Here is a 19551-nt window from a genome sequence, read left to right as displayed (position 1 = left end):
CATCCCCATCATTTAAAGAAAACAACAGTTTCTTTTCTTCCAAATCAAAAACCCAAAATTGTCTCCGTCACCTGGATAGGTGTGCCCTGCTTCCCAGCTAATCACCGATCGTCCAAAGGGATGGCATTGACGCGCTTCTGGTAAAGTGTTCACCAACTGATAGCGATAACGATCTTTAGGCATAATGCTTGATGCATAGGTATGACACACAGCAGGCCAATCTTGGCCTATTGAATCGCGAATCGCAGGGGTTGGAGGTCGATGCAATTTAAAATCAACGCGTTCGGCAAGTAAGGCTGCGGTACTTATGGGACTTGCCTGGTGTGCAACAAAACCCGTTAATGGATACGTAGAGCCTTGTGCACCCTGACACCAAAAAAGGCTGTTCACGGCGGTGCCTGCAAGTGCTTTACTCGCATCAAAGGCACAAGAAGCTCGTGCAGGAGGCGAGGTAAATAAAACAGCTTCAGGATTTAGAACAAAAGCCAGTTCGGAGTCATTCCAGGTAGGGTCTAACTCTGATGGATATAGGATGTCAAAATCTTCCGTTTCCATACACCCTAAGGACGTTAACACCTGCAGCCAATACACCAGAGGGTATTTGTACCAATGAACGTAATAGAATGCACCGCGCCCATCCACCTCTGGCATCTGGGAGCCGCCTAGCCCTTTTTTTGTAACATTCAGCTGCACACCTAAATTGACCATGCACCAGGGCTTGGGCGTCACATCAACCAAAGCAGCAGGCTCCCAATAACCAATAGTGACGCCTAAGCGCTCGCCAACGGGTGTGGGGCATAAACATAAAGGATTGCCTGGATTGTTTGTATCAGGATAACTGCTTTTAACCACATCACTGCTGCCAATGGTGAGTGGAAACAAACAATTCCAGCAGACATCCGTAATTGGATTAACAAAGTGTCCTTTGCACTGAGAGGCATAAACGAAGTTCAGCGAACTCAATAAAAAAAGCACTATAAATCGGGTAATCAACGTTTTTTTATTCATAGTACTTACTCCTATTTACGTAACTCGTGTTGTCCAATTTCTTGAATACGCCAAACCAAACCCTCTTGGCTGACCACAGAAGGCACGTACTTTAAGTGAAAATAACGACTCAAGCGCCCTTCCAAATCAAAATAAACTGAACCCAAAACTTCGGAAGCCGCCTTAACATCCCCTCCGGTTAAAATAAATTTCACCTGGTCAAAATGCGTGTAATGCGTTTTGACCCAAGCAAGTTGCTTCCGATCATCCGCATCGAAAAAAAACAGCGTTTTAGAAAAGGACACCCGCTCAAACGGATTAAGATGCGCCCCTTTCCTCGCAATCAACGTCCCATCATGAGCATAAAGCGTTTGATTCACGACAATACTTGGATCTAACTCATGCGTTTTAGGAGTCGTTGTCGTGGGTAAATGAAGAGGCTTAGGCCTTCTTACGTGATCTTCCACTCGCGCCACTATTTTTTGTTGATGCTGTTTCAAGGCGCCTGATTGTTCTAAGCGATGCAGCTTCGTCATGATGACCTCGCGGATGTCTTTCTCAACCACAGGAAAAAGTTGTCCGTAATTGCCTAAGTTTTTGGCATACACCGGAGCAACGTTCATTAAAATTGCCACAACCAACCCCGCTACGTTCTTCATAATGCACCCAGCTGGTCCAAGGTTGCGGCAATCACCTCATCCGTCACATCAAACCGTCCACTGGAAATCACTGTTGCAGTGATTAGGGTTACATGATGAGAAGCCCCATACTGTGATAAGACCTGAGGCAACAACGACGAATACTGCTTTAATATCTTTTTTTGTTCTTGTTCTGATAAGTTACTTTGACTCAATAAAACTGCAGGCTGATTGAGTAAGCGCTGCATATCCACGACAGCAATCAGTGTAGGCTTGTGCAAGCCCCATAACACCATGCCAGACAAGATTAGAACCGCTAGAATTAAGAGTTGAGCCTTATAATTACGCAGCATCGGCAAGCCCTCCTTCTACCAACACGTTTTTGGATAAATCATAATGTTTGTTAGCTACCAGCATCGCGGCATGAATGTATGAATACCCTTGCTCGATGTAATTCATTACTGCTTGATAATCACGTCCATCAGAAGACAATAAGACCTTCGTAAACGGATCAACAAAAAGCCGATGAAAGGAAGAAATGCCGTCTGCACGAACCAGAACTTGCGAAAATCCAGCATCCTTCGCTTTAGGAAAACCAGAAAGTAATTTAAATTCAAAATCAGAAAACGTGTTATGCTTCTGTTGGTGCTTGACGAGGGAGTCTCCATCTTGAAGAAAAATGAGTTTGATTGCCGAGTTTTCCCAAGCAGCACGTGCTTCAGGAAATGCGTAGTAATCATCAATACCTTGCGTGATTGTTACAAAGGACGCATTATGCCGCCGTCCAGTACGAAACCCTCGATTAATGAAATTCACTGCAATTTGATCACCAGAGAATAAAGACCAGGCCTCATCAATAATGCACATTTTTTGACGGCTGCGATCGGAATTAAACATCCGGCCTTGAAACTGAGACAAAATAGACAGCAATACCGGTGCACGAATGTGTTCATCGTCCTCAATTTCTTTTAAATCCACGACAATAATGCGGGCATCAGGCGCTAATTTAGAGGGTGCATTAAAAACAGTACCGTGCTCTGAATGAGTGCAATAGGGATCAAGATTTTTCGCCAGAATTTTCCCTGTAGGGTATTTTTCTCGGTCGTTTTGATGCAATTCCAAAAGCTTACTTTGAACGTTGTCAATTAACGTGGTTTGTTGATGTTCAGAAAACGCCTGCAGTATGGCCTCACGTAACGTCCCGCGATCATCATCACTGGCTCCATCCTTAGCACACGCTAATAATTGAAACAAGGAAAGAATATGCTGTATTTCTTTGCCAATATTCGTGACATGAGTAAAGGGATTCATTGCCAAATTGGAGTATTCCAAATACACGCCACCTAAAGCATGGCATAACTTCTTATAACTTCCTCCAACATCGACAATAAAGAGATCCCCTCCGTTGAACAGCACGTTGAGCATCAGCATTTGTATAAAAAAACTCTTTCCCCCGCCTGAGGTGCCGGTCACAGAAATGTTGTAGTTTGTGCCTAGCTTCCCTGAGAACGGATCAATACAAGAAAATTGATTACGTAATGTCGGCAATAAAATACCCGATCCCGTCCCTGACCAATCTGACAAAAGTGGCATGTATTGAGTCGCATTCCATGAGGAAATGGGCCACATCATCGTGGGTAGTTGAAATCCTTTTTGGAGATGGTTCGTAAATAAAAAAGGCAATGTTGCCAAAAAATAAGGGGTTTGCATCCTGCGGCTTAACGCAAGCTTAATACCGTTATAAGAAAAACAAGTACGGGCTGCCTCCACATCTCGGGCATATTCAGCACGTCTGGAAAACAACACGACGTTATAGAGCATCTTACAAGAACGCGTCTTTCCTGAAGCCAAATCATCGCGAAAATGACGCCATTCACGTGCTTTTTTTTCTGTCCCTGCCACATGCAACGCATAATCGCCCTTCGCTTTTTTATCCAAATCACTCGTTTTGCGATTCGCACGCCCTTGAGCTTTATTTTGTTCGTCAACCAGGTAGGTCACAGAAATAATGTGATTACAGGGAATGCTTTGCTCTGGATTAAAAATATTGGCGCTGTTATTAATATTATCCCAAAGATGGTATTCACCTGGTAAACCATCGATGGTCATCACGGAAGCCACCGTTTCAAAGGCCATTCCTTGATTATTAACCCCTTTAAAAAGTAAGCCTTCTTTGGCCACCTCTACATCAAAATCACGGCCAACCACCTGATGTTGAATGAGTGTTTTTGGATCATAAGAGGATATTTTTGGGTAAATATTATCGGGTTCATGAGCCAGATAAAAATGAAGTAAACGTAATAACTCTTCAGCATTACAGGTTCTAAAACCAATTTTGGCTGACATGAGCGAGGCTTCAAAGGCGATACGAAATTGAGCAAAGCAGGCTTTAACCTCTTCCTCATTTTTTCCCTTGATTTTATCGACAACGACATAACATTCGGTTTGTGTAATTCGAGGATTGACATTGGTATTGGTTTTAAATCCATGAACTGCCGCCTCACCATAAAACGAGCGCAGACTTTTACCCATCACACTTAATTGCTCAAAATCTGGATTCATGAACTGCTTTGAAAAAGCATCCAGCTCATGCCCCACTTGATTGTGTTTGACTAAGATGAGCTGCAAGGTAAATTCATCAGAAACCTTGGTTCTTAAAATTGAATCCAACTGCTCTGCAATTTTTTCATTCGCACCGGTTAACGGGGTAATGCGGTACAATAAGCCTGTATTCCAGCGATTAATAAATAAATGCGATTCCTCATCATAATACTGATAAGGAAGCTCCTTACAAAAAAGAGGATATTGGTGATCGCCTACATTTAAGGTATTTTGAGAAGACGATTCCTCTTCTCCATCCACCAAATAATCATCAATTGAATTCCTAAAACCCTGAACGTATTTTTTTAGTGTTGCGAACATAGTTAATCCTAAAAAAGTTTCCGTTTCATTTATTTTGAATAGGCGCTGCAGCCTACACATTGCTCTTGTTGCACGTATTGCCCATCCGGTGTAAATCGCCGCGCATCCACCATCCGATTGACCTGCTCCATGCTTTGGCACCCACCACGCTCGACAAAGGGACAGCGAACATCTTGATGATCAAAAATGGATCGAGAACATCCCGTAAGTGCCACTGCCGAACAACAGAACAAAATAAGCCATGCCTTAACCATGTACGTCTCCTGTAGGATTAACTGTTGAAAAGAGGGGTTGATTAGACATCCCATTCTGATTTAAAAATTGCTGCGCGGTTTGCGTATCGGATTGGAAGGTGGACTGTGGGGCTGAAGGCTCACCACTGCCACTCTCTCCTGCTTCACCGCCTGCTCGGCTAATGTTTGTGGTAATTGCAGCCTCATTTTGAGCCGATTGATTATCAATGGATTTACCCGATTCAAACGATTGGTGCGCCCTATCAATCCAAAAGCCTTTGGTAAACATGATGGATACACGCCGCCCTGCACGCGCCACCACCAAAGGATGATAAATATCAGCGATTTTCATGATGTAGTCGGAGATTTTATTGGCCGGATTACTCACCGCCCCTCCTGCTGCGGATTGCATCAACGTGGAAGCCTGACCATAAGTCGTAATGGTGCCTGCGCCTGGATTAATGGTCTGAGCCGTATTGAGGTTTTTAAGTCCATCCCCAAAACCTGCTAAAATCCCAGCAGCCGCACTGTATTCTAAAAGAGGTTTGGTTTTTAAAATGGACGTACCGCGTAAGTCTTGCATCGCATCCAAATCATACACAGCCCCATACACCTTTTGCTCAAAACTTAAATTAGGTTTTGCACACGAAAGGGTTTCAAGGTGCATCACTACGGCATCATCGGACAAATCTCCATAAGTAGAGACAATAGCCAGACAACCATTAAGACGTGAATGGCGGTTATTGGGCATAATGCCATTAGAATCCAGGCGAATGAGTGCCGTTCCCATATTTTTAGCACCATTAATCCCAGCATCCCCTTTAGCTCCGCTCAGTAAAATCCCTTCAGCATGGGTTCCTGCCCAAACGTAATTATCCGGTGTACGCTCCTCTTTTTGTTGACGGCGGTAATTAAAATGAACCGTTTCAAGACCCGCTTTGCCATAATAGGCTTTTTCATCCTGTATGCGTTGTTTATGACGCGCCTCGATTTCTTCACGTGTAGGGGGTCTTGCAGCCACTGCCGCTAAACTGGTTTGTGAGTTTTTAAGAAGGGCTACTTGTAGTTTTCCGTTGATTTCTTTATTTTCAAGCGCAAGCTTCTCTAATTGTTTTTGCATAGCGCTTAATAAGGCTTGGTTCTCCGAAACCAAATTGTCTGATTTATTAGGTGTGCTCTTTTTATTTTTTTCTACCACCGCTTTAAGTGCATCAATTTGGCGTTGTTGTTTTTCAAGTACCGCTTCATCACTTAATTTGCTAAAGGCACTGTCTAACACCCCATCAAACACCGGTTTTTTATTGGTAGGAAGTGTAGGTTGTGGCTTTGACGAATACAGATAGAATCCATAACACAATCCACCCAACAGCAAAAAAGCCACTCCATTACGAAGCTGCTCTATTTTGGCACTTTGATTCGGATTGGCTTTTTTATTTTTATTCATTAACTTTTTAAACGATTTCATCATGACACGCCTCCTTATTACCCCATGTTGGATTGTTCACGGTAAATGCCATAAAAATAGGCGGTTTGACTGGGCTGCAGCATTTTTTCGGACAACTCCATCGTCATTAATTTGGGGTGTTCGAATAATGTTGGTGTTAATTCCATGGGTTTATTGGATTGATTTTCAATGCGATACACATAGCCAGAAGACTCTTTGCCTCGGACTTGTTTCACCAGGGTTACTTTTAACTGCTTATGCAGCCGAAAGGTTGTGGGTTTTATGCCCACTTCTTGAAAACCGGAAGGTATAGTTCCCTCCATAAGCGCCGTCATTAAATCACTTTGTTGGTATTGGATCTGCTCTTGCGCCTTTGCATAATCAAACCCTTTTAATTTTTTAGATACTAATTTAATGGTTTTACCTAAATCATCAGTCGGAGAAACGGTGGCTGAAAAATGATGATTTAGATTGGTTGTGAAATAGACGGTTAACGGAATATGTGCTAAGGGCTTTAAAACCACAGCACCATCCAAATCATCCTCAGATTCTTTGCTTTGTTCTATGATAAAGGAGTGCTCAGGGAAGCTGACTTTAACAATGCGCTCCCCTTCTACATCAATGCGATTAAAATTAAGCGAAGACAAAGACAGCGTAAATCGCTCCCCTTCCTCAAATTTAAGTGTGTCTACTGTATTGCCAGCATGCAATGAGGTAGTAAACACGCTACTTAACACGAAGAGTCGAAGTGCGTTCATTGACGGATCTCCTTAATCGCTTTAGGCCACATCATCCCGTTTGAATGAGCAAACTGGACTAAATAAATTTTCTTTTGTGGTTTCACTTCAAGACCATGACTGGTTCGATTTAACGTTCCGTCTACCTTGGCTTGTAGGGTGGATTCATCAATGTGAATGTTCTTTTCATAAAATACGGAACTAATGTTTTTTTCTTTCACAACGGCTGACTCTGAGTCCAGAATGGTTTTGAATGCCTCTTGATGCGACGCAGGAATTAAATGGATTAGTGATGCAAATCGCGCAGCAACCGTGTCTGGGTTGTAGGTTAATCGTAATTGAATGACCTTCTTAGTCATGTCTTTAATGTAAGAAGGAGAAAAGGAAGAATTACTTAAGAAGTACCCGTCCTCGGTACAAATGGGCAACCAATGCGTTTCTTGATTATTAACGACATGAACACAAAGCCCGCCTAAAATGAATACAGCAAGGGTCGCAGTAACTGCCCAACCCAAGGTCAGATGAAGCAACACTTTATTTTTTGAAAGCACATTGTCACGAAATACACTGTTCATAAACTTACCCCACGTAGATTCGATGCGCAGAATTAGGGAAGGACCTAAAAATAAGCGTCGTCATGACATGAGGTAAGGACCAATAAATAATTCCTAACAAAACCCGTAAAGGCAGTCCCCCAAATTGAAAATGCATGATTAAACTTAAAGTGGCCCCAATCACAAAAAGCTGTGGTGCTAAACCTACGAGCAATCCAATACCTGTGAGCAAATAAACAGGTAATCCAGTAGTCAAAGGAATCCCTATAATGCGTGGTTCCTCTGACAACATAAATGTGGAATAGTTATGCGACATAACTTAAACCCCAATTGGTGAACATCATGAGTATCGGTAATCCTATAAATACCCAAGGACTCTTTTTTTGCCACCAGAGAACCCCAGCCCCCAAGGTTTCACCTAGATATATATAACCTGGCAAATCCGAATTCTTACCAAAGGTGGCACTGACACTCCCTTTTATCGGGCTTAAATAATTTTGACCTTCTGCATGACCTGTGCTGGTAAGGCATAAAACAACGACCCAGCTTAAGACCAACAAAGGCACTGACCACTGTATAAATTCATAAAGCTTGATACTGCTTTTTCTGATTACTACTCTGACATTCATAATGCTCCCCTTTAGTTTGATGAACGCTGATTGAGTGAATCCAATTCGTGAATTAAATGATTTATTTTTTTGTGCAAAAGACCGTGTCTTTTTTAATGAATCTCCGTTTTTTGGGTAAAAAAATCCCCTGAACCCCAATTTGTGCTCATTTTTTATTCTTTTTATTTAATAAATCGCAGTTTTAAAAAGAGTGCTTAAACATAAATATTTTAATTGCGTTCATTAAGAACTCCTCTTTATCGGCTTATTTTTATCTGTCAATGCACTGTTTCATTCTCGATCGGATACATTAAAAACAACTGCTGCCTTCTTAATAATGAATAAGCATATATTGCTGCTTGTGCATGTTTATCAAAATCAAAACCACCTATGTTTAGAGCTGCCTGCTGCAAACAGGAAATACAATTTTCCAAAATATCAAATACTTCTTGTTCTACATTCATAATGGATTATTTTGATAAGTGATAAGGTTATTGAACCATCATTTAAATGAAGGTGCATTCACCTAGGTGCAAGGATAAGAAAAAAGTGGAATTTTTTTCTTAGAATGAATAGGCTAATTAAAATAACTATTGAAATCGTAGGTAATTATCAAATATTTCATCAATTTTACATAGTCGGTAAAGAGTTGTTCTAGGTTAGACTCATGCAATCCCATGTCCTTTAACCAGTTAAAAAAATCCTCTCCCTTTAACAAGTTATGCTCCTCTCTAAATTGTTCGACTTGATATATAAGCTCGTATTCTGTAATTGTGTACGTTTGTTGATCAAGAAGAGACAGTAAGTATTGATAATTGAGCCTATTTTTTTTTGTTTCAGGAATGGATAATAATTTAAGAATATTTTCCGTCCTCTGTAGAGAAGGCGAACCCTCTGTCTGCTCGTACCTCGGAGCATGCAACCAAACAGGAGACAAAGTAGACTCAATTAATTTTTTTTCAAAAAGAGTAAACTCTCTTTTTTTTCTATTTAAATCAGAAACCGTAGAAAGAATGTGTTGTTGGTTTAAAGAAAGCAATAAGGACTTTGCATCCTCTTTTTTTGCGTCTATATAATTTGCTTTAATCAAATGATAGTGATCTTCTGACACGTGTTGGGCAATTTTCTCCCAAGTTCTTTCAGCATAAAAAATGGATCGGATTGAATTTAAAACAGTTCCGTTATTAATACTATTTAGTCGTTCAAGCGTTAGGCGGATATTGATTAAAGGAATAGTTTGCACGTTATTGAATTTAGAATAAGCAATTGCCACTTCATCGTCACCATCTACCTCTTCATTCTTGTACATCTCATATATACGCCCATGTCCCCGCATGCCAAAAGAATCCAGCTCGGCTGCTCTCAAAGCCCCCATTGAAGCTGCACCCCAAACCTCAATACCGTAGTCTAATGCTGTTAATATTTCTTTATGCCACACAGAAGGAACCCAGGAAAAATTTCCATCGATGATAACTATCCGTTTATACCCTGATTTTATTGCTTTAAGTACATCTCCTTTTTTGATTGAAGGTAAATAAGCTGCATGAGGAAGTAGATGCATCGCCTCTTGGTGGGTTAACGAAGTTTCTAAGAAAACTACGGTTTCATACATGACTTATCAAATCCATAGAAATTAGTTTTACTTTTAAAATGCATATTTCTTTGTCATAGTATTTATATACTAAAATATCCTGATTGTTTCCTTTAATCTTTTTAAATAGAGCCGAAAGTGCATCTTCTATTGTCTTTACCGAATAATTAGGCAACTCACAAAAATCCTTCTTATCTTTGACGACAGGAAACTCACTAGTTTGAAAATCATACTTTGTATGAATCAAGTCATCACGGGAACCTGCTATTGTAGTTACTCGCGATTGAATAGCCTCAGTCAGTGCACGATTTAAAGCTATTTGTTTATCGAGATGGCATCCACCGCCTTTAAATAGAATTTGATTTTCAAAAAGATTTTTTGATTTAATCCATACCTCAAACGAAGGAATTTCATAAATATTTTCCTGAAAGTAAATATGACAATCAAATTTTTTTGTTATATTTTTGGCCATTTCGCTATTAACAAAAGCAGTATTGGATATCTTTAGAGCATTTTGTCGTTCTATTACCTCTAAAATTCCGTGTAAAAGGGCCTCTTTAAAGTTATTTCCTCCAGCAAGTCCAGTGGTATCAGGAGAGTAAATCAATACTTCTGGCAAATAAGAATTTAGTGAGAACTCAGCAAAAGGCACAAGAATGGATTTTTCTGCAAATACCAATTCCGCTTGTACCCAATTCATTGGCCGTGATGAATCACTAAAGTGTACAGACTTTGAAAGATCGTTTAGTGGTATAAAAATACTTTTGTCTTGAGCTAGCTCAAGCTCTGACTTATTAGTCACTTGTGGGATTAATTCTTCTGCAAAATATACTTCAATGGACTCCATCAATGCCGAGCACTGAGCCGCCTCTTTTGTTAATCCTTTCCCCTGACTCGTGGTTAACGATTTTGCTCTAGGCCTTATTGCAGTATAGACAGGTAGAGCGGTGTAATCTAAATGGGTTAAATCGGCTAACCGTGTAATTCCTGCCTGTTTCTTGAAAGAAGTCAATACGCCTAGTGTTTCGCAGTAATTACGAACTCTTAAAGACGTTTCTTGGTGCTCAAAAATCATTTAGAAAGCCTTTCATTAAGATAATAGGCATCAACACCTAAGTTTCTCAGTTCTGATACAAACAATTTACTTCGATATCCTGATGCACAATAAAATACCAACTTCTTATCTTTATAGGATAAGAAAAATGAATAATCAGTATTCTCTTTAATAGGAAAAAATAGATCATCTTCTAACTTAGTAACCTCTCGTTCTTCTTTTTGCCTTATATCAACTAGAAAATGTTTTGTTCTATCAAGTTGCCCCAGAGAAATTCCATAATCAGCGCCTTGATTCTGCAGATAACTTAAGCTGATTTTTCTTTGTTTACATGCAAAACAGTTATTATTTTGCTTTATAGGCATGGAAGAGATGTTGAAGTTTTTCGCATCTATTATTCGTATCTGTGGTACATTCTCATTCTCTATCTTGAGTAAATAATTTAATGCCAGATTAGCAGCCATGGTTCCTGCCATTCCTGTCACGGTTCCTAACACGCCCGCTTCCGAACAATTAGGTATTACACCTATAGGTGGTGGATTGGGGTATAGACAACGATAACAAAGGTGCTTTGTATCAAATAAAGCAAGCTGAATGATATTGACCAAAATACTACAGCTGATAAATACTTTATTCTTTAAAACACAAATATCGTTAATAAGGTATCTTGTTTCAAAATTATCTGTTCCGTCAATAATCAAGTCGATATCAGATACTAAGGAATATCCTAAATCCACATCAAACCTTTTAGTGTGAGCCTCTATAACAATATTTTTATTAATTTTACTTAAAACATCCCTTGCCTTTTCTGCTTTATAGAATCCTATATCGCATTCATTAAATAAGATCTGTCTATGCAAATTAGAAAGGTCTACTTTATCATCGTCGACAAGAATTAACTTTCCAACACCAGCTGCGGCAAGATATTTAGCTACTGGACTGCCTATCCCGCCGAGTCCAACGATCATAATTGTTGCGTTATTTATTATTTTTTGACCTTGCTCTCCAATAACGGAAATTTGACGTTTGTATCTATCCACTCTCCTACCCTCCTGAAATAGAAGTCACAATACACACTTCATCATTTGGGTTAAGAATAATGTCTTTAATGGATGATATCTGTTCTGAGTTAACAAATACGGAAATGTATCCCTTTGAACAACCACAGTCGTCAAACATCTTTTCAAAATTTTCTTTATAAAATTCTGCTAATACTTGGTGCAAATTTGATTTACTGGAAACCAATTGGATTTGTTTTCTATCTGAATTAAACTCTATTAATTGATATTCATGCATTCTTATAACCTGTAGATTTTTGTATAAACGACATATATAATTTACTTATATTTTTAACAATTGTGACGAAAATATGAACGAACAACTGTTTAAAGACCTTACTAAAAACTCATCAGCAGCCAAAATGAGGCTATAATCGATTTTTAGAATTAATATATTTCTACAATATCTTGCTCTGCAAGAAAGCTACCTGTTTGATTTATTTCAGTAATAGAGTCATCCCAACAAATCACCATCGCTGACTTAGACATATGTGCCATTTGCTCACTAGTATCATCAGGCCTAACAAAAAGTATCCACTCGTTTTGTACAGAAAGCTCTGGCTTATGAATTCTTTTTATAACACCGTTCTTTCTAGGAAAATAACCACAAATGTAATGGCTTTTATTCTTTACCAAGCGAGGAGGCTCAACCTCACAAACAATACAACATAAAATTGTTTCAAGGCTTAAAGAGTATTTCTTTTGGTATAACTTATTTAGACCAATACCCGGAGGTCTAGCATTAGTTTCAATAAACTGAATACAACCATCCTCACTCATGAAAAACTCGGTGTGAAGCACCCCATTATTGAATTCTAATAACTGGCAAACCTTAACTGAAGCATCCGAAATTAATTGTCGCTGATGCTCATCTAAAATATTCAGACTAAATATAGGCAAATTTTTACTGACCATTAAATGGTTAGGATGCGTATATTTTCTGGCTTCTACAAATAATATATCCCCATCATATACTGCCAATTCTGAATGATATAATTCATCTGCAACATAAGCTTGAACGATATATTTTTCCTCACTCTCTTTTTTACTGATCAAAAAATCACAAAAATCCTTCTCGTTTTTAATATGATATGTCTCATAAGAACCTGATGAATTAATAGGTTTAATAAATATTTCTTGAACACCTATCCTTTCTTTGATTAATTTTAGGTTTGAAGATTCAATCAATGTAGTTGTTTTAGGATATAAAAATAAACCATCCAATTTTTGATACATAAGATCTTTATGACTTAATAGCATCGATGTATTCAACCCCATGCCTGCAATATTTAGTTTTTCCCTGACTTTTGCTACATCAACAAACATATCTTCCGAAAAACAGACTATATAATCAGGGCGAATCGAATTACAAATAGCGAGCAGATCTTCAAATGAAAACGAGCTTATTAATACATTTTCTCTGTCTTTAACAAACTTAGATTCATCTTTAATCAAAAAAATGGGGGAAATTCCTAGCTGAACGAGTAGATCACAATCAATTAGTTCATAATCCTGGAGGGGATCAATGCATAACAGTGTCTTTATTTTCATTGTATTTAATACCAAAACATCCTACTAAAAATGTTGTTTTCGAAGGGAACTGATCCACTGAATAACCAAGTTTCTCTGTTACTTCTAAAAACCGAGAATCGTAAGAAAAAATTGTCTCTCTAGGCAATTTAAATAGATTATTAGTCACTTGATTATTCTTTTCATGAAAAAGTGTTAAATCCAGATTAGTAGCACTTTCAAAAAACGGGGTACTCTTGAAATGACCTAACTTCCTTATATGATCCGCATATTGCAAATAAGTATCGTATATTAGTTCACAGCGTTGTGGTTTATTTGAAAATGATGTTGGTTTAAAAGCCATCTCTTCTTTGAGTATTGAATAAAAAACAGGATTGTTTTTATTTTTATTAAAATGCACTGGTTCCATAACAAAGGGAGTGTATTTGGATTTATATATATCGCGATATACCTCAACAATAAAATCTAAAGGTAACAAATCATCACCAACAGCTAATCCGTACCCAGGAACTTGTCCTGTCCCTATAGTAATTAATTGGCTAATCGCATTATTAGTGAATTCATTTTGAGATATTTCGGGACTATTTGCCCGAACATAGGCCATTAGATAATTATAAAAAGGCAGATTTGCGTAATATCCTGTCTGATTAGAATCAAACTCCATCACCAAACTCAAAAGAGTAGGTAATTTATTCTCTTTTATTAAGGTTACAATTTCAGAGGGAAATACCAATAACCTTGAACGCCAGTTACAATTAGCTGCATCGCATAAGCTTTTGAAGGTTAAATAATGATTTCCAAGATCATCTGGAACAGGAATATCCGCCTTAAAATATTTTTCTAAACTAGCATGAGGCCTTGCATCCGCTACAGGACAAAGTAAGAATGTATTCCTTGCGCCGGACGATATTTGCAATATATCTGTTGGATGATGAGTATTTGAAGCATCATAAAGTGAACTAACGCTTAAAAAATCTCCCTCTCTATAAACCTGATGCGTACTTGACTTCCCTTTAAACTCAATAAACATTTCAAGATTTTTTTCTAAAACCATTGAAAACGGAACTGAAGAAAGTTTGCCGCCAGTATTTGGTAAATAAAAGTGGTGTTCATCTGCTATGATCTGCCCATACTGATATTCAAGTACAGTAAAAAGCATATTTTGAATGCCGTCTATCGTTTCCAATACTTGATAGAGGCGTTTGTTAACCCGAGCGATGTCCGTTTTTACCTTATCCCAAGATAGTTCACTCATATGATGTCAATATAAAAGTCCTATTAATTAGCAGCATCATACAAGAGAACACGGGTATATTCAATGAAACTGCATTTCATGTAATAAAATTTATCGGTAAAAATTAATATTTTTATTGCATTAATGCATTTCAAGTTATAAATTATGTCACATGGAATGCGTTTATATAAAAACGGAGTTTTAATGACAATCGACCATGTGGATAATCAAATCATAAAAATGATAGTTAACGGCTGCCATGTGAATGACATTGCTGAAGATACAAAGAAGTCAAAAAGGTACATTCTTTATCGACTTAGTGACCTAAAAACAAGTTTTAATTGTAAAACCACGCCTCAGTTAATTTATATGCTGACCACATCGGGGTTAATTAAGTAATTTTTTTCACATGGATGTATTATGAATAATTCAATTTATTATTTAGGCTTTAATAAGCTTCTTTCATTAACAAAATGCCCTAAAGAAGCACTTCTCTTAGATAAAATAATCTTTCATCATCAAGGCACCCTTTTAAAGCGTGACAATAGATTATGGTTCACAAAAAAAATCCCTGAGCTTGCAGCAGAGCTTGGGTTTAGTGAAAGCAGAATATATATCTACCTAAAGAACTTAGAAGAAGAAGGCTTCATTATCAGAAAGCGATTTAAATATTACGGCGTACCTCGATCGTTTATAACCATTACAGAAACGCTTCAACGAAAATTACAATTAATACCCAAAGAGCCCCAAAACACTATAGAGATAAAAGAAAAAGAGCTCGTTACCGAGCCGGATATAAACGAGAGAATGGATTATCTTGTTTCAACAGATATCATTAATAAAGATAAAAATAGAGTAATTAATAATATTACTATTTCTCATTCAGATACTAAATTACCACTTAACGAGCTCAATATCGCTAAAGGGATGTTGTTGAATGTTCAAAGGCAACACGGAATAAAACTATCTTCACCACAAAAGGTCTTGGATGAGGTTGTATTTTCATTAAGCAACCAAGAACAATTCCAAAACATTGGCACTTTTCAACACAAAATTAATATCATTTCTCAACTTCTTCGCTCAAATCGCTGGAGAACCCCCAAAGGATTTGATAAACATTCTCCAGAAGGTAAACGTTACAAGGAAAAGCACGATCTGGAAAATGCTGTTCGACTGCAATTGAAGAAGGAAGAATGCACTTATTCTGGATTAGATGAGATCACTACAAATAAACATTTATCCAATGTTTATGAATTGGTTTATCCCTCATGTACTAACATGGAATTACAAAAGTCACTTCAAATTCAACAAAGCCTTATTAATGGTATTAAAAAAGATATTAAAACGATAAAAAACCCTAATATATTGGACAATTTTCTAAAAATACTAGCTCAAGAAGAAACAAAGCTATCCAAATTACGGGCTGACTTATCGGTATAATAGATTATGCCATTCCTTCGATCGCTTTGACCGAAGTTTTTTGTATACTTTTCTCAATTGTTTTAGAACAAAACCAGAGAATGAGTGCACCAAAGATGGCATAAAGACCTAGTTGGGTAAATGCGCTCAAATAATGTTCATTGCTAACAAGCGGATTTAAAGATTCCGATTGAGTCATTAAATTAGAAAAATAATTGGATAATGTGGCTGCTATTCCTGAAGCCATCATCCATATCCCCATCATAAGCCCTTGCAGTTTTTCTGGTGCAAGACTTCCTATCATCGCGTAACCAACTGGACCAATTAGCAACTCCCCTATCGCTTGAAGAAGATAATGCGCGATAATCCAAACCATGCCAGTCAATCCCTCAGTGCCACAAGTCATTATGCCAACAGTCAATATCAAAAACGACAATGCAATAAACACTAAGGAACACATAAATTGTTTTGATATCGAAATGGTGATTTGTTGCTTTCTTAGTTTATCAAATAGAGTGATTGCTATAGGTGAGCCAATAATTACAAAAATTGAGTTTAAATTCATTAACCATTGTGGAGGAATATAATAAGAACCTATATAAATATTCACGTTATACTTCAAGAATTGAGTCACACCCATAGGTCCTACAAAATAAAGCATCCAAAATACAATTGAACTTATCGTTAAAAATACAAAAGAATAAATTTTTTTTCGTGCATTTTGTGTACTTAAACTTCGTCCAAGTAATGTTATATAGAATAAAGCCGCAGCTCCAATAAAGAGTATGAGGCCATTTGCTAACCAAGAATAATAAAAACCTGCTAGAAGAATAGGTATAATAAATATGATTAATATCAGTCCTAGTCGACCCCTCTTTATCTCCTCCCTGGTATTTACTTTATTTTTTTCGAAATATCTCCACGATTTAATAATGAAAAACACCGTAATTAGATTAATCAAATTACTTACTTCAAATAAACGATCGTATCTATCGTGAATATCAATAAATCCGCTCATAACATAACCAGAGAGGAATCCTATATTCATAGCACTGTAATTATGAAAAAATGCTTTTTCTCTTAATTCATTTTCGTTACTTGTAAATTGTTGGGTAATAAGGCAGTTAATACATGTAGATCCTAATCCACACCCTATTAGAAACAAGCTTAACCCTAGATACACAAAAGAATCAGAAAAATTAAGCACTATTAACCCTAAAGTTTGTATGAGCGTTGAAATGGCAAATAGCAATCGATTACTTAAAAATCTATCCCCAATGTACCCCGCTACAAAATGTAAAATAAAATTTGATGCCAGAAAAAATCCTACGATTCCATTGGATTGCATTTGAGTTAAGCCAATGTTCTTTGTTAAATAAAGGGATAATGATGAAAATAAAATAGCAAAACTGAATGTAGTTATTGCATTTAGCCAATGTAGATAAACTATCCCTTTTCGATCACCCCTTACAGCATGCATTTCATTTCCTTATTAAAAACTTTTACTGTTACATCACACAATCAATTCTTCAGATTTTGCTAGGACTAAATCACTCAACAATTTTTTAGGTTCAACTTGCACGGAGGGAATAGCTGTTTGCTCAGCTGTTATAAATCCACTTTTATTACAATGCTCCATAAAACTAAATAGTTTTATAAAGTAATCATCAACGTTAAGAAAACCTATTTTTTTGTCCAGCTCTCCAATTTTTATTGCATTCCATGTTTCGACCGCTTCTTCTAATGTTCCTAAACCACCAGGCATAACGATAAATGCGTCAGCCAGATGTTGAAGCATTTTTTTTCTTTCTTGCATGGTGGAGACTATATGAAGTTCATCTAGAATGTCTAACGGTTTTTCTTTATCTAAAAGATGTGTGGTTGTAACCCCGATCGCTTTACCGCCCAATTCTTTTACCGTTTTTGCTAATAAACCCATCATACCTAAACGTGACCCACCATAAACTAGTGTAAGTTCATGAACCACTATTTCATGAGCAAGCTTAATAACAGCTTCTTTGAATGCCAGATTATTTCCAGAACTAGCACCAAGGTATACACAAATTGTTTTCATTACTAATTCTCTTCATCAATTTCTTTGTATCATACAAACTACGCTAGATATGAAATAGGCATAATAATTATGGCACTATCATTTCCTGTAAACGTCCCACCCAGCAATAAAACAATAGATCCCCGTAAATGTCCCATCCTTAAAGTTTATAGCTATTCTTAATTGCTATTGAACTAACTCAATATAATCTTCCATTGATATGATAGTACCTATTTCACTATGTCTATTTTCTTTAATGAAGCTATGAAAAGAGGCTTTGGTTGCAGGGTGATCTAGACCATGCTTTTTATACCAATTTTTGAGAATACTACTTTGTACCTTTATGAATTTCTCAAACTCATTATTTAAATCGCTTTTTTGATGCTCTGTTAATTTCTCTAGGTATGTGTTTATCTTTTTGTTTACATACTGTTTGTAGCGATCTGATTGCTCTTCCAATTTTTCTTTCTTTTCTTTTTCTTTAGCTTCTGAGATCTTGCGACGTTCATTAATTACAGCTTTACTTGATCTGCTAAGCTTATAATCTTTTTTTAATGCTTCAATCAAATACCCAGCTAAGCCTCTAATTTTCCCAGCAACAAAACTTTCTGATTGAGTAATAATTTCTACTTTCTCTCGAATGTACTCACTATCATACTTTGCATATGTCTCATCAATCATTTGAGTTGAAAATCCAAATGTATTAATCAATACTTGTTTTAATCCTTCGTCAATCGATAAGTCATTAAGTGGGATTGGAGATTCATCAAACTGTTTTTCTAGCTTGAATCGAACTCTAGTTACTTTCTGATTAACTCGTTCTATTTCAGGTAAAATACGAATAGGTGATACGGCATTTACTTCATTAACCCCAACATCAAGTACTCTTTTCTTAAAATCCTTAAATACTTGATATTTTCCATCAAATACGCCCATTAACTTTCTAAAAATCTCTATTGGAAACCATGGTGTCTGTGCAAGGCCTTTGTATCGAATACAGTTCTCGTATAGTGCTAAGCCATACCCTGATTTAAACTTTGAAATCAGATCAATATTTATTTGGCCATAAATCTCGGGTTGATACATAAGGTCTTTCATTACCTGGCTGTATTCATAGATACAAACCCCATTAGAAAGCTCCGCAGACGCCAATATTGAGCTGGCTTTCCACCTTTTTTCTTGCCCAGTTGTACAGTCAATAACGTTCCATTCAATAGCTATTGTTATTAATCCAAGTAAAGCTTCTTTTAGCTTTGCAGTATCTTTGCTATTGTAGCCAATCAGCTGATATAGATCTTTTCCTCTGATTTCGAATTGCTGTTTGTAAGGCAAATCTGGATACGCATTAAATAGTAAAGCATTAAAAAGCTTTCGCTGAACTAATGACAAGTTATTAGAACAATGTATCGCGTTAACATGTTTTTTAAGTTCAAGACTTTTATTATTTATTGCTACGCTTCCCATACGTTTCTCCATGCTACCAAACAAG

20 protein-coding genes are annotated in these 19551 nt (G+C 37.2%); 1 reads left to right on the top strand and 19 read right to left on the bottom strand.

The genetic code is table 11. From position 1 onward, the window contains the following. Positions 1–12: 12 nt before the first annotated feature. The 16 genes from traU to IZU94_RS02040 all read right to left on the bottom strand — a co-directional run bounded on the left by traU (position 13) and on the right by IZU94_RS02040 (position 14611). Positions 13–1008: a conjugal transfer pilus assembly protein TraU gene (gene traU, locus IZU94_RS02115; RefSeq protein ID WP_203107541.1), complete on the bottom strand. Its 996-nt coding sequence runs from the start codon at positions 1006–1008 to the stop codon at positions 13–15. Between the two features lie 11 nt (positions 1009–1019). Continuing rightward, positions 1020–1646, bottom strand: coding sequence for a type-F conjugative transfer system protein TraW (gene traW, locus IZU94_RS02110; protein ID WP_203107539.1), 627 nt, complete (start codon positions 1644–1646; stop codon positions 1020–1022). Beyond that, positions 1643–1978 carry a type-F conjugative transfer system protein TrbI gene (trbI, locus tag IZU94_RS02105; protein ID WP_203107537.1) on the bottom strand — a complete coding sequence of 112 codons (336 nt, stop codon included), beginning with the start codon at positions 1976–1978 and terminating at the stop codon, positions 1643–1645. Before trbI ends, traW begins: the two co-directional genes overlap by 4 nt. Next, the gene (gene traC / locus IZU94_RS02100; RefSeq protein ID WP_369411308.1) at positions 1968–4688 is read right to left on the bottom strand and encodes a type IV secretion system protein TraC; all 2721 of its coding nucleotides are present in this window, start codon (positions 4686–4688) and stop codon (positions 1968–1970) included. The genes trbI and traC overlap by 11 nt, the downstream gene beginning before the upstream one ends. A gap of 105 nt (positions 4689–4793) precedes the next feature. Continuing rightward, positions 4794–6248: a TraB/VirB10 family protein gene (locus IZU94_RS02095; protein ID WP_203107535.1), complete on the bottom strand. Its 1455-nt coding sequence runs from the start codon at positions 6246–6248 to the stop codon at positions 4794–4796. Between the two features lie 14 nt (positions 6249–6262). Then, positions 6263–6982 carry a type-F conjugative transfer system secretin TraK gene (traK, locus tag IZU94_RS02090; protein WP_203107533.1) on the bottom strand — a complete coding sequence of 240 codons (720 nt, stop codon included), beginning with the start codon at positions 6980–6982 and terminating at the stop codon, positions 6263–6265. Next, positions 6979–7536, bottom strand: a complete 558-nt coding sequence (locus IZU94_RS02085) for a TraE/TraK family type IV conjugative transfer system protein (RefSeq protein WP_203107531.1) — start codon at positions 7534–7536, stop codon at positions 6979–6981. Before IZU94_RS02085 ends, traK begins: the two co-directional genes overlap by 4 nt. A gap of 4 nt (positions 7537–7540) precedes the next feature. Next, positions 7541–7831, bottom strand: coding sequence for a type IV conjugative transfer system protein TraL (traL, locus tag IZU94_RS02080; RefSeq protein ID WP_203107529.1), 291 nt, complete (start codon positions 7829–7831; stop codon positions 7541–7543). After that, positions 7821–8144, bottom strand: a complete 324-nt coding sequence (locus IZU94_RS02075) for a pilus assembly protein (protein ID WP_203107527.1) — start codon at positions 8142–8144, stop codon at positions 7821–7823. The genes traL and IZU94_RS02075 overlap by 11 nt, the downstream gene beginning before the upstream one ends. A gap of 257 nt (positions 8145–8401) precedes the next feature. After that, entirely contained in the window at positions 8402–8587 is a 186-nt protein-coding gene (locus tag IZU94_RS02070) for a hypothetical protein (RefSeq protein WP_203107525.1), read from the bottom strand. 113 nt (positions 8588–8700) lie between these two features. Continuing rightward, the gene (locus tag IZU94_RS02065) at positions 8701–9735 is read right to left on the bottom strand and encodes a TfuA-like protein (protein ID WP_203107523.1); all 1035 of its coding nucleotides are present in this window, start codon (positions 9733–9735) and stop codon (positions 8701–8703) included. Further along, positions 9728–10789 (bottom strand): YcaO-like family protein, encoded by a 1062-nt coding sequence (locus IZU94_RS02060; RefSeq protein ID WP_203107521.1) that lies wholly within the window; start codon positions 10787–10789, stop codon positions 9728–9730. The genes IZU94_RS02065 and IZU94_RS02060 overlap by 8 nt, the downstream gene beginning before the upstream one ends. Then, the gene (locus IZU94_RS02055) at positions 10786–11808 is read right to left on the bottom strand and encodes a ThiF family adenylyltransferase (protein WP_203107519.1); all 1023 of its coding nucleotides are present in this window, start codon (positions 11806–11808) and stop codon (positions 10786–10788) included. Before IZU94_RS02055 ends, IZU94_RS02060 begins: the two co-directional genes overlap by 4 nt. A 4-nt stretch (positions 11809–11812) precedes the next feature. Continuing rightward, complete coding sequence (locus tag IZU94_RS02050; RefSeq protein WP_129915013.1) at positions 11813–12064, bottom strand: MoaD/ThiS family protein; 252 nt, start codon at positions 12062–12064, stop codon at positions 11813–11815. Positions 12065–12213: 149 nt separating this feature from the next. Continuing rightward, on the bottom strand, positions 12214–13377 hold the full coding sequence (locus tag IZU94_RS02045) for an ATP-grasp domain-containing protein (protein ID WP_203107517.1): 1164 nt from the start codon (positions 13375–13377) through the stop codon (positions 12214–12216). After that, positions 13349–14611, bottom strand: coding sequence for a hypothetical protein (locus tag IZU94_RS02040; RefSeq protein ID WP_203107515.1), 1263 nt, complete (start codon positions 14609–14611; stop codon positions 13349–13351). Before IZU94_RS02040 ends, IZU94_RS02045 begins: the two co-directional genes overlap by 29 nt. A 399-nt stretch (positions 14612–15010) precedes the next feature. Between IZU94_RS02040 and IZU94_RS02035 the strand changes: the two genes are divergently transcribed. Then, entirely contained in the window at positions 15011–16030 is a 1020-nt protein-coding gene (locus IZU94_RS02035; protein WP_203107513.1) for a hypothetical protein, read from the top strand. Between the two features lie 4 nt (positions 16031–16034). Here the strand turns inward: IZU94_RS02035 and IZU94_RS02030 are convergent, their stop codons facing one another. The 3 genes from IZU94_RS02030 to IZU94_RS02020 form a co-directional block, all read right to left on the bottom strand. Continuing rightward, a complete protein-coding gene (locus tag IZU94_RS02030) occupies positions 16035–17489 on the bottom strand; it encodes a peptide MFS transporter (protein ID WP_203107511.1) in 1455 nt (484 codons plus the stop codon). A gap of 33 nt (positions 17490–17522) precedes the next feature. After that, positions 17523–18083 (bottom strand): LOG family protein, encoded by a 561-nt coding sequence (locus IZU94_RS02025; protein WP_203107509.1) that lies wholly within the window; start codon positions 18081–18083, stop codon positions 17523–17525. Between the two features lie 165 nt (positions 18084–18248). Then, the gene (locus IZU94_RS02020) at positions 18249–19526 is read right to left on the bottom strand and encodes a replication initiation protein (RefSeq protein WP_238400467.1); all 1278 of its coding nucleotides are present in this window, start codon (positions 19524–19526) and stop codon (positions 18249–18251) included. Positions 19527–19551: the final 25 nt, after the last annotated feature.

The sequence above is a fragment of the Legionella bononiensis genome (assembly GCF_016786215.1).
Lineage (GTDB): Bacteria > Pseudomonadota > Gammaproteobacteria > Legionellales > Legionellaceae > Legionella > Legionella bononiensis.
This window is presented reverse-complemented; position numbering and strand designations above follow the sequence as displayed.